Consider the following 12,948-nt stretch of genomic DNA (forward strand, 5'->3'; position numbering starts at 1 on the left):
CCAACGACCAGTCAGGGGGTTCGTATGTCCGACGCACTGCGACCGATGGCCCGGCCACGACTGTACGAACAGGTCCTCGACAGGCTCCGCGACCATGTGGCGGAAGGCGATCTGCGGGCCGGCGACCGACTGCCGCCCGAGCGTGAACTCGCCCAACGACTCGGCGTCAGCCGGGCGTCCGTGAAACAGGCGATCGTCGTTCTCGAGGTGCAGGGACTGGTCGAGGTCCGGCACGGCGGCGGCACGTATCTCGTCCGCGACAGCCTCGACGCCGAACCGGTCGAACGGCTCGTGGAACGCAAACGCCGGCTGCCCGACGTACTGGAGGCGCGCGAGGCGCTGGAGACCAAACTCGCCGAACTGGCCGCCGAGCGCCGCACGACGGCCGATCTGACCGCGATGCGCGACGCGCTCGGTCATATGGCGGGCGAGATCGAGGCGGGCGGTCATGGCGCGGAGGGCGACCGGCTGTTCCACGCCGCCGTGACGGCCGCCGCACACAGCGGTCTGCTGGCCGAATTCATGCGGTCCATCGCCGAGCAGATCACCGAAAGCCGCAACGAGTCACTGCGTCAGTTGGGCCGCCCTCAGCGCTCGCTCACCCAGCACCGGGCGATCCTCGAGGCGATCGAGGCACAGCGCGGCAAGGCGGCGGCGACGGCGATGCGCCGGCATGTACGGACGGTGGCGAAGGTGCGGCTGCTGGACTGGAGTCCGGGGGACGACGTCTGAGCCGTACGGCCGGCGGACCCGGGAACGGAAAAGAGCCCCGGCTGGTTCGGGGGATGGACCAGCCGGGGCCGTTCGACGTGGTCGCGGAGTCGTCACTTTCCCCTCCGCGACCACATATAGATGAACGCTCAACCATGACAGGGTGTTCCCCCCCACCTGGTGGGGGCCTGTGAGCCGCACCACGGGCGGGCGGCGTCCCGCGCCGGGCGCGCCCTCGGGCGCACGGAGCCCCCCGTGATGGGATCGTGGAGCCGGACCGGCCGGAGAGCGGCTTCGCCGCACACGGCCCGAGCAGCACAGTCCCCAAGTAACCCCCCTCAAGCCCCAGTCAGCCCCAGCACGAACGAACGGACAGCACCCATGGGCGAGTTGATCCTCATCAGACACGGCGAGACCGAGTGGTCGCTGTCCGGGCAGCACACCAGCACCACGGATCTGCCGCTGACCCCCCACGGCGAGAACCAGGCCCGCGCGCTGGTCCCCCTGCTCGCCGACCGCCGCATCAGCCTGACTCTGGTCAGCCCCCTGGCACGGGCCCGGCGCACCGCCGAACTCGCCGGGCTGCGGTCCACCCGCATCAATCCCGACCTGCACGAATGGAACTACGGCGGATACGAGGGCGTGACGACCGAGGAGATCCGCCGCACGGCCCCGGACTGGAACCTGTGGACGGACGGCACCACACCGGGCCCCGGCGACCACCCGGGCGAGAGCCCGTCGGACGTCAGCGACCGGGCCGACCGGGTGCTCGCCGAGGCCCGCGCCGCGGGCGAGCGCACAGGGGACGAGGACATCGCCCTCGTCGCCCACTCCCACTTCCTGCGGGTACTCACCGCCCGCTATCTGGGGCTCACGGCGGCCGAGGGCGCGCTGTTCCAACTGGAGACCGGGACGGTGTCCAGACTCGGCACCGAGCACGGCAACCCGGTCATCACCGCGTGGAATCTGGCGCTCCCCGACAGCTTGCTGCGTACCGTCCAGGACCTGCCGCACAGCGCCTGACGGCGGGCCGCACCCACCACGGTTGTTCATATACGTAGCCCCGCCGGTCGCATATGACCGGCGGGGCGTTGCGATATACACCCTTTACGGCGAGTGCCCCTTCATGAATATGAACCTCGCCAAGTTCCGCTGAATCTCTTGTTGCTTGACGTGGACACTTCTACTCTGATGCGACTCCAGCGCGACGCCCCCACCGAATCGGAGAAGTGAGACGTGCCCACAATCAAGCGCACCGTCACTGTTCTCTCGGCCGCCACAGCGATGCTGCTGACGGCGCCGAACGCGTACGCGGAAGTCGAACCCGGCGGGTGGACCTCGACGTCGCCCACCTTCACCGTCCAGGAGAGGGGCTGCGGCCAGGTCGACAACCTGACCTTCACGCTCACCTGTTCCACCGCCAGTGGCGACCAGCGCGCCGAGCGGCGCTACGCCACGTACACGGGAGGCACCCGGCAGTTCGAGGGCTACTTCCGGATCGCCGCCATGGGCGGCACCCGCATCAGCCTCAAGCAGACGTTCAACGAATCGGCCTCCGGACCGTTCTTCATGCTGGCCGGCGAGCGCGGTGGACGCCTGTACGCGGTCCACGGCGGCACGACGCTGTCCAACGCGGGCACGGTCGGCGCCACCGTGCGGGTGAACACCGTCCACCAGGTCGGCAGCGAGCACCGTACGTACATCAACGGCTCGCTGAAGCACAGTTACGCGAGCCCCGGCGGCAGCTTCTACGACAAGTTCGGCGCCTATCGCACGGACAGCGGCAGCGGGCCGGCCACCGTGGTGTGGAGCGGCGTCAAGTTCTGGCGCAAGTAGGGCGGACACGGTGCCTCTTCGACTCCGCGCCACCGTCGCCGCGATCCTCACCGTCCTCACCCTGGCGGGCTGTTCCTCCGCACCGGAAGGGAGACCGGACGCGAGACCGGAAGGGAGCAAGAAGCCGGGGACCTCGTCGGCGCGGCTCGCGGCGACGCTCGACTCGCCCATCGACATCACGCTGCGCTGGAAGGACGACGAGCCAGGAGTGGCGGGGCGGGCGGTGGAGTTCGCGACGGAGAAGGCGGGCCCGTACACCGTGCTGGAATTCATGCCGCCGGGCCGTACGACGTACCGGCATCCGGATCTGATGCCCGAGACACCCTTCTACTACCGGCTGCGCCCCTACTTCGGCCCGGCGTCCACGGCGGTCGAGGTGTCGCTGCCGCCGGGTGAGCCCTCGGAGAAGGAACTGACCGACAACCAGGAGTGGATGACTCCTCGTACCGTCAAGGGGCCGAAGGTGCGGACGGCGCCGCTGACGGTCAGGGGTACGGGAGGCACCGGCGCGAACACGGCAGCCGCCCCGACGGGCTTGAGGCCGACCGTCAAGCACGCGAGCGGCATCCAGTTCACCTGGACGGACCACGCCGCCGGCGAGGACGGCTATCTGCTGGAAGTGCGACAGGCCGGCAGCAAGGGCTACCGGCCTGTCGCGCTGCTGAATCCGGACATCAACTCGTTCGGACTGATCACCCTGCCCGAGGAGAAGCGGGCATCGTACCGCGTACGCGCCTTCGTCTACGGCGAGCAGTCCAACGTCGTTCATCTCAGGACAGGTTCGGACCCGAGGGCCTAGGTCCTGTCCGGCGGATCTTCGGGGATCAGGCCGGGGCGGCTGGTGCGGTGCATCGCAAGGCGGAGGATCATTCTCGTACTGGACGTACTTGGATGACTCCGACAACGCAGGGAGGTGCCGTGCCAGGCGTCCCGGACCCCCGAAGATCCGCCGGACAGGGCCTAGACGGTGACGTCCGCCTTGGCGGCCACCGACGCCCTGATCGGGGCGCCCGCGTCGTGCAGGCTCCGCAGGGCCTGGCTGTACGAGGCGATCAGGCCGGTCTCCAGATAGCTGACGCCCAGCTCCTCGCAGTGCTGCCGGACGATCGGCTGCGCCTCGCGCAGTTGCGGCGACGGCATGTTCGGGAACAGGTGGTGCTCGATCTGGTAGTTGAGCCCGCCCAGCGCGATGTCGGTGAACCAACCGCCGCGCACGTTGCGGGAGGTGAGCACCTGACGCCGCAGGAAGTCCGGCCGGTCGTCACCGCTCAGGGTCGGCATTCCCTTGTGGTTGGGCGCGAAGATCGAGCCCAGGTAGAGACCGAAGAGGCACTGGTGAACGGCCAGGAAAGCGATGGCCTTGCCGGGCGGCAGCACCACGAACAGCGCGCCGAGGTAGATCGCGAAGTGCGTGAAGAGCAGGATGCCCTCCGAAGTCCGCTGCTTCAGCGAGCGGTTGGCCAGCGCGCGCACACCGGCGACATGCAGATTGAAGCCCTCGAGCGTGAGCAGCGGGAAGAACAGGAACGCCTGCGAGCGGCCGATGAAGCGGGGAAGTCCCTTGGCGGCCCTGGCCTGCCCCTGCGTCCAGACGAGGATGTCCGGGACGACGTCCGGGTCCAGCTCCTCGTGGTTCGGATTGGCGTGGTGCCTGGAGTGCTTGTCCTGCCACCAGCCGTAACCCATGCCGATGCCGAGATTCCCGGCGATCTTTCCGGCGCGCACACTGGCCTTGCGCAGCCGGAACACCTGACGGTGGCCCACATCGTGCGCCACGAGGGCGACTTGGCCGAAGACGACGGCGAGGAAGGCGGCGACGGCGAGGGTCCACCAACTGTCGCCGACGAGCACGAACGCGACCCAGCCGGCGGCGAAGAGGCCGGTGACGATGCTCATACGCAGGGCGTAGTACCAGGGCCGACGCCGCATCAGACCGGCCGCGGTGATCTTCTTGGAGAGGCGGGCGAAATCGCTGCCTGTCTCCTTGCACGCCTGTTCCGCGGCTTCACCCGCGAGGTCGGCACCCGGCTCCAGTACCGCGGAATTCTCCACGGTACTGGCGGTGTTGACTGACATACGGCCACGCCTTTCGAATGGGTCACGACCGTGTGCCGGTGTATGACGGCGCGGCAGGCAGGGGTGGCTGGTGGGAACACGAGCCGAGGGGGACGGCGCTGCCGGTCGTGGACGGGTGGGCGACTGCATCACACAGCTCGGTCACTGCATGCGGTTGGACGTGGTCCACTCCGGCGACGCGACAACTGGGTATGGCCGCTGCGAATGCCGCTGACATCCTCACCGAGGACCAGTGCTGCTGCCCACACTCATGGGGCAGCGGGAAGTCAGGGGTTGGGGCCTCCTGATGTCAGTGTAGCCTGCGCGCGAATTGTGATGCTTACACTGCTCCGACAATCGTCCGCAAACGGTTTCTGAACAGCGCGAATACGATTTTCCACAATCGTCAGGCATGGCCGGGCGTTATTAATTTTGCAGAGACTGCACATTTGCATACCATGCAAAGCGTGACGACCAAGGGTGCCGGAGCAGGTCTCCGGGAGCGCAAGAAACAGGCCACGCGCGCGGCGCTGGCCGAGGCGGCCGTACGGCTCGCCGCCGAGCACGGCGCGGAGAACGTCACGGTCGAGGCCATCAGCAACGCCGCCGGAGTCTCACCGCGGACGTTCTTCAACTACTTCGACAGCCACGACGACGCGTTCGTCATGATGGACACGGAGATCGGCGAACGGATCCGGCGCGCCGTCCGGGACGCCCCCGCCGAGCTGTCCCCCCTCGACGCGGTCCGCGAGGCCATGGCCGTCGAACTGGCCGATGTCGAGGAACGGCACGAGGTATGGAGCCTGCGCGCCAAGGTGCTCCAGAAGTCCCCGCATCTGCTCGCCCGCGGTCTCGGCCTGCACATGGCCGAGGAACAGGAACTGGCGCGGACCATCGCACGCCGTCTCGACCCGGGCGGTGGTGGGCAGCAGAGCGACGCCGGCACCGAAGGTGCCGCCGCGGCCGACGCCTGTCCCGGTGCCGACATCGCGCTGTATCCACGGCTGCTGGCCGCCGTCGCCGGCACGGCCGTACGCGTCTCCGTCGAGCACTGGTACGCCCAGTCCCCGCCGATCGCGTTCCCCGACATCTTCCGGGACGTCTTCACACACCTGTCCGCCGGGCTGCGTCAGCCGCCCGCACAGACCGACGACGGTCCGTCCGACCGCCGTTCCACGGAATCATAAGAAGGCCACCTTGACCGCAATCGAGGCGCCCGACCAGGCGCCCACCTCCATGACCAACCGGCAGATACTCCAGGCGATGTCCGGACTTATGGCGGGGATGTTCGTCGCCATCCTGGCGGGCACCGTGGTGGCGAACGCGCTGCCGCGCATCATCGCCGACCTGGGCGGCAGCCAGTCCGCGTACACCTGGGTCGTCACCTCCGAACTGCTCGCGATGACCGCGACGGTGCCCCTGTGGGGCAAGCTCTCCGACCTCTACAACAAGAAGCTGCTGCTCCAGCTCTCGCTCGGCATGTTCGTCGTCGGGTCCCTGCTGGCCGGGTTCTCGCAGGGCATCGAACTCCTCATCTTCAGCCGGGTGATGCAGGGCATCGGCGCCGGCGGTCTGACCGCGCTCGCGCAGGTCGTGATGGCGGCCGTGATCCCGCCGCGACGGCTGGGCAAGTACGCCGGCATGTTCGGCGCGGTGTTCGCCGTCGGCACCGTCGCGGGACCGCTGGTCGGTGGCGTCATGGTCGACACCTCGTGGCTCGGCTGGCGCTGGTGCTTCTTCATCGGTGTGCCCTTCGCGCTGATCGCGATCGCGCTGCTCCAGCGCACGCTGCACCTGCCCACCATCCGCAGGGACGTGAAGATCGACTACCTGGGCGCGTTCCTGATCGTCGCCGGAGTCTCCGCGATCCTCATCTGGACCTCCCTGGCGGGCAACCAGTTCGACTGGGCGTCCTGGCAGACGGCCGCGCTGACCGGCGGCGGTGTCCTGCTGCTCGTCGCCGCGGTCTATGTGGAGGCGCGGGTACCGGAACCGGTCATCCCGCTCACCATCTTCCGCAACCGCACCGTCACGCTCACCACGATCGCGAGCCTGCTCGTCGGTGTCGCGATGTTCGGCGGCACCGTCTTCCTCTCGCAGTACTTCCAGATCGCGCTCGGCAAGTCGCCCACCATGGCGGGGCTGATGGGCCTGCCGATGATCCTGGGGCTGCTCGTGTCGTCCACCGTCGCGGGCCAGATCATCAGCGCCACCGGCAAGTGGAAGATCTACCTGGTCGCGGGTGGCATCACCATGACCGCCGGTCTGGCCATGCTGGCGACCATCGACGCCAACACCGGCTTCGGACTGCTCAGCCTCTACATGGCGATTCTCGGGATCGGCGTCGGTCTGCTGATGCAGAATCTGGTCCTCGCGGCCCAGAACGACGTCCCCGCCTCCGAGTTGGGCGCCGCCACCTCCGTACTGTCGTTCTTCCGCAGCATGGGCGGCACGATCGGCACCAGCGTCCTGGGCGCGATCCTGGCCAACCGGGTGGCCTCGGAGATGGCCAAGAGCCTGGGCACGGAAGCGGCCTCCGGCGGATCGAGCGAATCCGTGCCGGACATGACGAAACTCCCCGCGCCGATGCGGGAGATCGTGGAGCACGCGTACGGTCTGGCGACGGCTGAACTGTTCCTGGTGGCCACGCCGTTCGCCGCGCTCGCGCTGGTGGTCGTGCTGTTCATCAAGGAGAAGCCGCTGAAGACGACCAGCGGCATGGAACGGCTCGCCGAGGAGGCCAAGCAGACGGTGGCGGACGGCGACGAGCCGTACGACAGGAAGTCCTCGCCGACGCCGGTGAACTGAGCAGAACAGAACGGTACGAGGGCGGCAGGAAGGCGGCAGGAGCGCGGCGAGAGGGCGGTCGTTTCCCGCGTCACCGGACGGTGGTGCGGGAGGCGACCGCCCTCCGCGCTATTCGGCCCGCGCTCGTGCGATCACGGGCCGAATGTCGTCTGGCGCCCGCCGCGCGCGGCGGCTTTGCTGATGACCGTACGGAACATCGGTACGCCGCCGCCCCCAGCGCCTAGGACTTCAGATGACCACGGGTACGTCCTCCCCCACCGGCCATGACACGCCCGCACCGGGCCTCCCCGCCACGCCGGTACCCGGCCCCCGGCAACTGCCCCTGATCGGCAACCTGCCGGCCTTCTCCCGCGACCCGCTCGGTTTCTTCGCCAAGCTGCGCGGTCACGGCGACGTCGTCTCCTGGCGGCTCGGCCCGCAGCGCGCGCTGTTCCTGTCCCAGCCGGAGCACATCGGGGAACTGCTCACCAAGGTCGAGACCGACTACCGGCACCCCCAACTCGGCTGGGCTTTCAAGCTGGTGCTCGGCGAGGGCGTCGTCACCTCGGAGGGCGCCGCGTGGCGACGTAAACGGGCCCTCGTGCAGCCGGTGGTGCGCCCGCGCCAGGTCCGCGGCTACGCCGTCACCATGACCGACTGCGCGTCCGCGCTCGCCGACACCTGGCAGCCCGGCCGGGACATCGACGTCCGGCGGGAGATGCTGGGCCTCACCCAGCGCATCGCCGTACGGACCCTCTTCGGTACGGACACGGCGGGCCGCGAAGGCACCATCGGCCCGGCCATGGATGTCGCGCAGCAGGCCATCGGGGACGAGTTCCGGGGCCTCACGCTGTTCCTGCCGTCATGGATCCCCACGCCGGGACGGCAACGGCTCAAGAAGGCCGTCGCGGTCATCGACAGCGAGGTGAACCGGGTGACCGAGGAGCGGCACCGCGACGGCGCGGACCGCGACGACCTCCTCAGCAGGCTGCTCGCCGCCCGCGACGAGCAGGGCGGCCGGCTGACGGACAAAGAGATCCGGGACGAGGCCGTCACGCTCTACATCGGTGGCCACGAGACGACCGGGACCACGCTCACCTGGGCCTGGTATCTGCTCTCGCGCAATCCGCGGGCGCGGGAACGGCTCGCCGAGGAGCTGGCCGAGGTGCTGGACGGGCGTACACCGGGCTTCGACGACTTCAAGCAGCTTCGCTGGACCGAGCAGATCATCACGGAGACGCTGCGCCTCTACCCGCCCGTGTGGCTGATGTCGGTGATCGCGAAGGACGGCTCGACGCTGGGCGGACGGCCGGTCCCCGAGGGGACGGTGCTGTGGGCGAGCCAGTGGAGCGCGCATCGCGACGAGCGGTGGTTCCCCGAACCCGACGAGTTCCGCCCCGAGCGGTGGGACGAGGAGGCGCGACCGGTGCCCGACCACGCGTGGTTCCCGTTCGGGGGCGGCGCCAGGGCGTGTCTGGGCGCGCGCTTCGCGACGGTGGAGGCGGTGCTGGTCCTGGCCACGCTCGCGCAGCGGTTCCAACTGGACCTGGGCCCGGGTGAGATCACACCGACGACGGGACTGACGCTCCAGCCGGGGCAGCCGGGCCGGCCGGTACGGGCGACGCTACGAAGCGCCTGACCGGTCCAGGACCGGATCCGGCACGGCAACGAGGGTCGGCCGCGAACCGGGTCGGGAGTACCTTCGCCACCGACCCGGCCTCCCGGAGTCTCGGCATCGCTCTCGTGGACACGGGTCCTGGCTGGGCCACCCTGAGGAGACCGTGCGGGTCGACATGGTGAACGGGCACGGCACCGCCCAGGCGGCCATCTCTTCCCCCTCGCCGACAGCGCCTTCGTACGTCCGGATCACGAGGGCGACGTCCTGACCGCGACCGCGCGGGAACGGACCAGGCTCGGGCGCGGCGGCGGCTACGACGTCACGGTCATGCGCGGGGACGACGTGCCGGCCGGGTTCCGCGGGCGCAGCCGCGCGTTGCGGAGCTGACCGGCCCGAGAGCGCGAAGGGGCCCGCACCCGTCACCGGGTGCGGGCCCTTCTCTGTCTCGTACCGCCGGACAGGGCTTAGGCGGTCGCGATACGGATCTCCGCGCGTTCGATGACGCCGTTCACCGTCACCGCCAGCGTGGCCGTCCCGCGCCGCAGCGCGGTGAGCGTCCCGGTGGCCGGGTCGAACGCCGCCACGTCGCGACGGTTCGCACCGTCCGGGTCACCGATGTGCACGTTCGGCGATCCCGTCCAGTCCGCGCTCATCGGGAAGCCGACCGGGACCTGTCTGGTCCCCTGGGTGACAGTCGCGGCGACCGCCGCCTCGTGTCCGGGCGCCAGCGTCCCGGGCGCGTCGAGCTTCAGCGCGTCGGTGTGCGCCCGCGTCTGTACGGAGACCCAGTCGGGCCCGCCTTCCCACGGCTCGCGCCGGGCCTCGGACTGCTCGCCCTTGGACACCTTGTCGACGCCGACGAGCGACCAGCCGGTGAACCCGCCCTCGTCGGCCGGGGCCGCCGGATTCTTCCCTGAGTTGCCGTTGATCAGATACGGCACGCCGTCGACGCGCGAGGCGTCGAAGACCCCGACATGGCTGCCGATGAAGCCGGCGCCCTTGCCGCTCGTACGACGGAAGTCGGCGAGCCAGTCCTCCAGCAGCGCCGCTTCCTTGCGGTCCCCGAGCTGGCTGCCCTTCTGCACGGTCGGGTCGCGCGGCGGGACATGCTCGATGACCATCACCGAGCTGACACCGGCGTCGTCGGCCGCCGCGTCCAACTGGGCGCGCAGGGTCTTGATCTGGTCGTAGCCGCCGCCGCGCAGGGAGAGGCTGGAGGTGTCGAGCGTGACGAAGCGCGTCCCGCCGTGGTCGAACACCCGCTGCGCGGGGCCGAATTCACCGACGAAGTTGTCGATCTTCCCGCCCATCACCTCGTGGTTGCCCGGCACGTAGTACCAGGGCACCTCATCCCCCAGCTCCTCGGTCAGGACCGTTCGCGCGAACGCGAGGTCCGCGGGTGAGCCTTCGTCCACCAGGTCTCCGTTGACGACGAGGAAGTCGGGCTTCGCGGCCTTGATCTCGCGCAGCGTGCGCCGCGCCTGCCGCACGATCGCGCTGTCCGGCTCGCGGGCGACGAACTGCGCGTCGGACATCACGGCGAACTGCCAGTCCCGGCCTTCGGTCTCGGCGGCCGGGTCGATCAACGGATCGGCGGCGGGCCGTTGTTCGGGCAGGTCGACGGTGGGCGGCACCTGCGCAGTCAGCCCGTCGATCACGATCTCGCCGGTGTACTGCTTGTCCGCCGCGGTCTCCGCGAGATAGAAGCGGAACACGGACAGCGGCATCGCGGCCCCCTGCGGCACCGCGAACGTCACCTGCCGCCAGTTGGTCCAGGTGACGTACGGCCCCCGGAGCAACTGGTCCGATCCGGCGGCGTCCTTGAGATGCAGCGTCGGCCAGGCGCCCTTGCCGTCCCCCTTGATCCACATCGTGAAGGACTGCGGCTGGCCGGGCACGGTGATCTGCTGGGGCGGGCTCGCGTACGCGGCGCGGGTCGCCGTCGAGAGTCCGAAGTCGTAGTTGAGTTTCAGACCGGTGCCGGTCTGCCCCTCGGGTGTCGCCGCGAGAGAGCCGGCGGCGCGGGCGTGGCTGAACTTCCAGCTCGCGGCGTCGTCGAAGGCCGAGACCGGCTGCTCCTGGAGTCCGACGCTCACCGCGAGGGCGGTGGTGACACCGTCGACGGTGGCGTTGATCCGTCCCGCGCCACTGCCGGTCCTGGAGGTGACGGTGAAGGCGCCCTTGCCGTCGTCGGCGATCGCGAAGAGGGCGCGGTCGTAGTCCAGTTCCACATCGCGCGGCTCCACGGGCGCGGAGGTGCCGTGCGCGTCGAGGCCGACGATGCCGAAGGTGCCCTTCGCCTCGCCGTCGGCGAGTCCGACGCGGGTGGTGGTCGGCTGGATCCGCGCGAGGTCGTCGAGGACCGTCAACTCGATGGATCCGTTCGCCCGTCCGCGTTCCGCGTGGACCTCGGTGGTGCCGCTGCGGCGGGCGGTGAACAGCCCGTCGTCGTTCACCCGGCCGACCGACGAGCGTTCGGTGCGCCAGCGCGGGTCGCCCTGCGCGGGGCCGTACGTCTCGTCGTAACCGGCCGCGGTGAGGGCGCGCGTCAGTCCGGGGAAGACGCGTTCGGGGTGCCCGCCCTTGACGGGGTCGTCGCCGGGCGCGGCCGATGCGGGCGTACGCGTCTCGACCCAGAAGCCGTCGAGGCGTCCGCTGCCGTCGGGCGCGGTGAGGGCGAGGCCGTTGGGCACGGTGCGCTCGCTGCCGTCGGACGGGGCGTTCTCGACCTGGAGGGCGTCGCTGCCGGGTTCGCGGGCGACGAGGGTGGACGAGCCTCCGCCGTCGAGGTTCAGCGCGCTGTACGCACCGGCCTGCTTCATCATCACGCCCAGCTCGGTGAGGGTGACACCGCCGCTGTCGGCCTGCCGGCCGTCGACGGTGATCACCCGCATCTCGCTGCCGTCCTTGGTGAATCCGACGGCGGTGCGGGGCGCGGCGGTGTTGTTGCCCTGGCCCTCGTGGTTCTGCGCCACGCCGTCGACCACGAGGAGTTCACGTCCGCCCACCGCGGTGCGCGGCAGGGGTCCGCCGTTGGTGCGCGGGCTGTACTCCATGGCCACCGGGTCGCCGGGACGCAGCGCCTTGAGCTGTACGGCGCCGGCCTCCCGCCCGACCAGGACGGTGGTGCCGGATTCGATCGGACCCGTGCCGGGCTTGTCGGTGACGGTGACGACCTTGCCGTCCCGTACGGCCACCTCGGCGACGGGCGTCGCCTTGTCCACGGTGAGCGCGCGGTTGGCCTGGCCCCAGGCGGGGGTGTACGCGCCGATGCCGCCGGCCGGCACGTTCGCGGCGTTGTACGCGGCGAGGGGGTGCGGTCCGGCGGGCAGGGTCAGGGTGCCGTCGAAGTACAGCTCCAGGACGCGCCCGGCGTTCTCCGGGCCGATGCCGACGGCCCGGTTGGCTCCGGCGGCGGGCGACTGGGTGAGTGCGCCGTCCTTGAGGCCGGCTCCCTGCGGGGCGCCGGTCTCGTTGATGTCGAAGAAGTCGGCGTTGATGGCGGCGACGGTGCGGCGGCCCTCGCCGGGGTCGTGGCCGGCGGCGAGTTCGGAGACGCTGCGGCGGTCGGCGACCTTGCCCGACGAGAGGTAGTCGGCCCGTGCGCCGCCGTCGAGGTCGACGGACAGCGCGTCGACGCGCAGCCATTTGTCGGATTCGAGGCGGTCGTACGAGGTGAGGCTGACGCCCGGCGCGACGGGGCGGGAGCTGCGCGCGGTCTCGATGCCGTCGCCGTCCACGACGGATCTGGGGGTCCCGGCCGACGTGCTGGCCGGTGGTGGCGCGACGGGGCGCAGCACCTCGGCGGCGCTGCCCGGTCGGGGGTCGGGGGTGGAATCGGCGACGGACGGGGTGATGGCTCCCGTCGTCAGCGCGGTGACCGCCGCGAGCAGCACGACGGACCGGCGGGCAATGCCTGGGCCCACAAGTTCTCCTGTAGT

Annotated in this window: 9 protein-coding genes and 1 pseudogene; 8 read left to right on the plus strand and 2 right to left on the minus strand. The window is 70.2% G+C overall.

Going from position 1 to position 12,948, the window contains the following annotated elements; all coding sequences use genetic code 11:
- The first annotated feature begins 24 nt into the window (after positions 1 to 24).
- The 4 genes from OG329_RS01110 to OG329_RS01125 all read left to right on the plus strand — a co-directional run bounded on the left by OG329_RS01110 (position 25) and on the right by OG329_RS01125 (position 3,346).
- Positions 25 to 732: a FadR/GntR family transcriptional regulator gene (locus tag OG329_RS01110; RefSeq protein ID WP_405791863.1), complete on the plus strand. Its 708-nt coding sequence runs from the start codon at positions 25 to 27 to the stop codon at positions 730 to 732.
- Between the two features lie 360 nt (positions 733 to 1,092).
- Positions 1,093 to 1,734 carry a histidine phosphatase family protein gene (locus tag OG329_RS01115; protein WP_405791865.1) on the plus strand — a complete coding sequence of 214 codons (642 nt, stop codon included), beginning with the start codon at positions 1,093 to 1,095 and terminating at the stop codon, positions 1,732 to 1,734.
- Between the two features lie 213 nt (positions 1,735 to 1,947).
- Positions 1,948 to 2,547 carry a hypothetical protein gene (locus tag OG329_RS01120; RefSeq protein ID WP_405791867.1) on the plus strand — a complete coding sequence of 200 codons (600 nt, stop codon included), beginning with the start codon at positions 1,948 to 1,950 and terminating at the stop codon, positions 2,545 to 2,547.
- A 10-nt stretch (positions 2,548 to 2,557) separates the two neighbouring features.
- A complete protein-coding gene (locus OG329_RS01125; protein WP_405791869.1) occupies positions 2,558 to 3,346 on the plus strand; it encodes a fibronectin type III domain-containing protein in 789 nt (262 codons plus the stop codon).
- Positions 3,347 to 3,507: 161 nt separating this feature from the next.
- On the opposite strand, the gene OG329_RS01130 is transcribed toward OG329_RS01125, so the two are convergent.
- Positions 3,508 to 4,623, minus strand: a complete 1,116-nt coding sequence (locus OG329_RS01130) for a fatty acid desaturase family protein (protein WP_405791871.1) — start codon at positions 4,621 to 4,623, stop codon at positions 3,508 to 3,510.
- Positions 4,624 to 5,060: 437 nt separating this feature from the next.
- Between OG329_RS01130 and OG329_RS01135 the strand changes: the two genes are divergently transcribed.
- From OG329_RS01135 to OG329_RS01150, 4 genes and pseudogenes are all read left to right on the plus strand, one after another.
- On the plus strand, positions 5,061 to 5,789 hold the full coding sequence (locus OG329_RS01135) for a TetR family transcriptional regulator (protein WP_405791873.1): 729 nt from the start codon (positions 5,061 to 5,063) through the stop codon (positions 5,787 to 5,789).
- Positions 5,790 to 5,838: 49 nt separating this feature from the next.
- Complete coding sequence (locus tag OG329_RS01140; protein ID WP_405801605.1) at positions 5,839 to 7,410, plus strand: MDR family MFS transporter; 1,572 nt, start codon at positions 5,839 to 5,841, stop codon at positions 7,408 to 7,410.
- Between the two features lie 232 nt (positions 7,411 to 7,642).
- A complete protein-coding gene (locus tag OG329_RS01145) occupies positions 7,643 to 9,028 on the plus strand; it encodes a cytochrome P450 (RefSeq protein WP_405791875.1) in 1,386 nt (461 codons plus the stop codon).
- Positions 9,029 to 9,123: 95 nt separating this feature from the next.
- Positions 9,124 to 9,394, plus strand: a pseudogene (locus OG329_RS01150) (hypothetical protein).
- Between the two features lie 77 nt (positions 9,395 to 9,471).
- Here OG329_RS01150 and OG329_RS01155 read toward each other — a convergent pair.
- Positions 9,472 to 12,933 (minus strand): phosphodiester glycosidase family protein, encoded by a 3,462-nt coding sequence (locus OG329_RS01155; protein ID WP_405791877.1) that lies wholly within the window; start codon positions 12,931 to 12,933, stop codon positions 9,472 to 9,474.
- Between the last annotated feature and the right edge of the window lie 15 nt (positions 12,934 to 12,948).

This window comes from Streptomyces sp. NBC_01506, assembly GCF_045040295.1.
Lineage (GTDB): Bacteria > Actinomycetota > Actinomycetes > Streptomycetales > Streptomycetaceae > Streptomyces.

What these genes read in the sequence shown, in the direction of transcription:
- OG329_RS01110 (WP_405791863.1), top strand. Translation starts at nt 25, where the DNA reads ATGTCCGACGCACTGCGACCGATGGCCCGGCCACGACTGTACGAACAG.
- OG329_RS01115 (WP_405791865.1), top strand. Translation starts at nt 1,093, where the DNA reads ATGGGCGAGTTGATCCTCATCAGACACGGCGAGACCGAGTGGTCGCTG.
- OG329_RS01130 (WP_405791871.1), bottom strand. Translation starts at nt 4,623, where the DNA reads ATGTCAGTCAACACCGCCAGTACCGTGGAGAATTCCGCGGTACTGGAG.
- OG329_RS01135 (WP_405791873.1), top strand. Translation starts at nt 5,061, where the DNA reads ATGCAAAGCGTGACGACCAAGGGTGCCGGAGCAGGTCTCCGGGAGCGC.
- OG329_RS01140 (WP_405801605.1), top strand. Translation starts at nt 5,839, where the DNA reads ATGACCAACCGGCAGATACTCCAGGCGATGTCCGGACTTATGGCGGGG.
- OG329_RS01145 (WP_405791875.1), top strand. Translation starts at nt 7,643, where the DNA reads ATGACCACGGGTACGTCCTCCCCCACCGGCCATGACACGCCCGCACCG.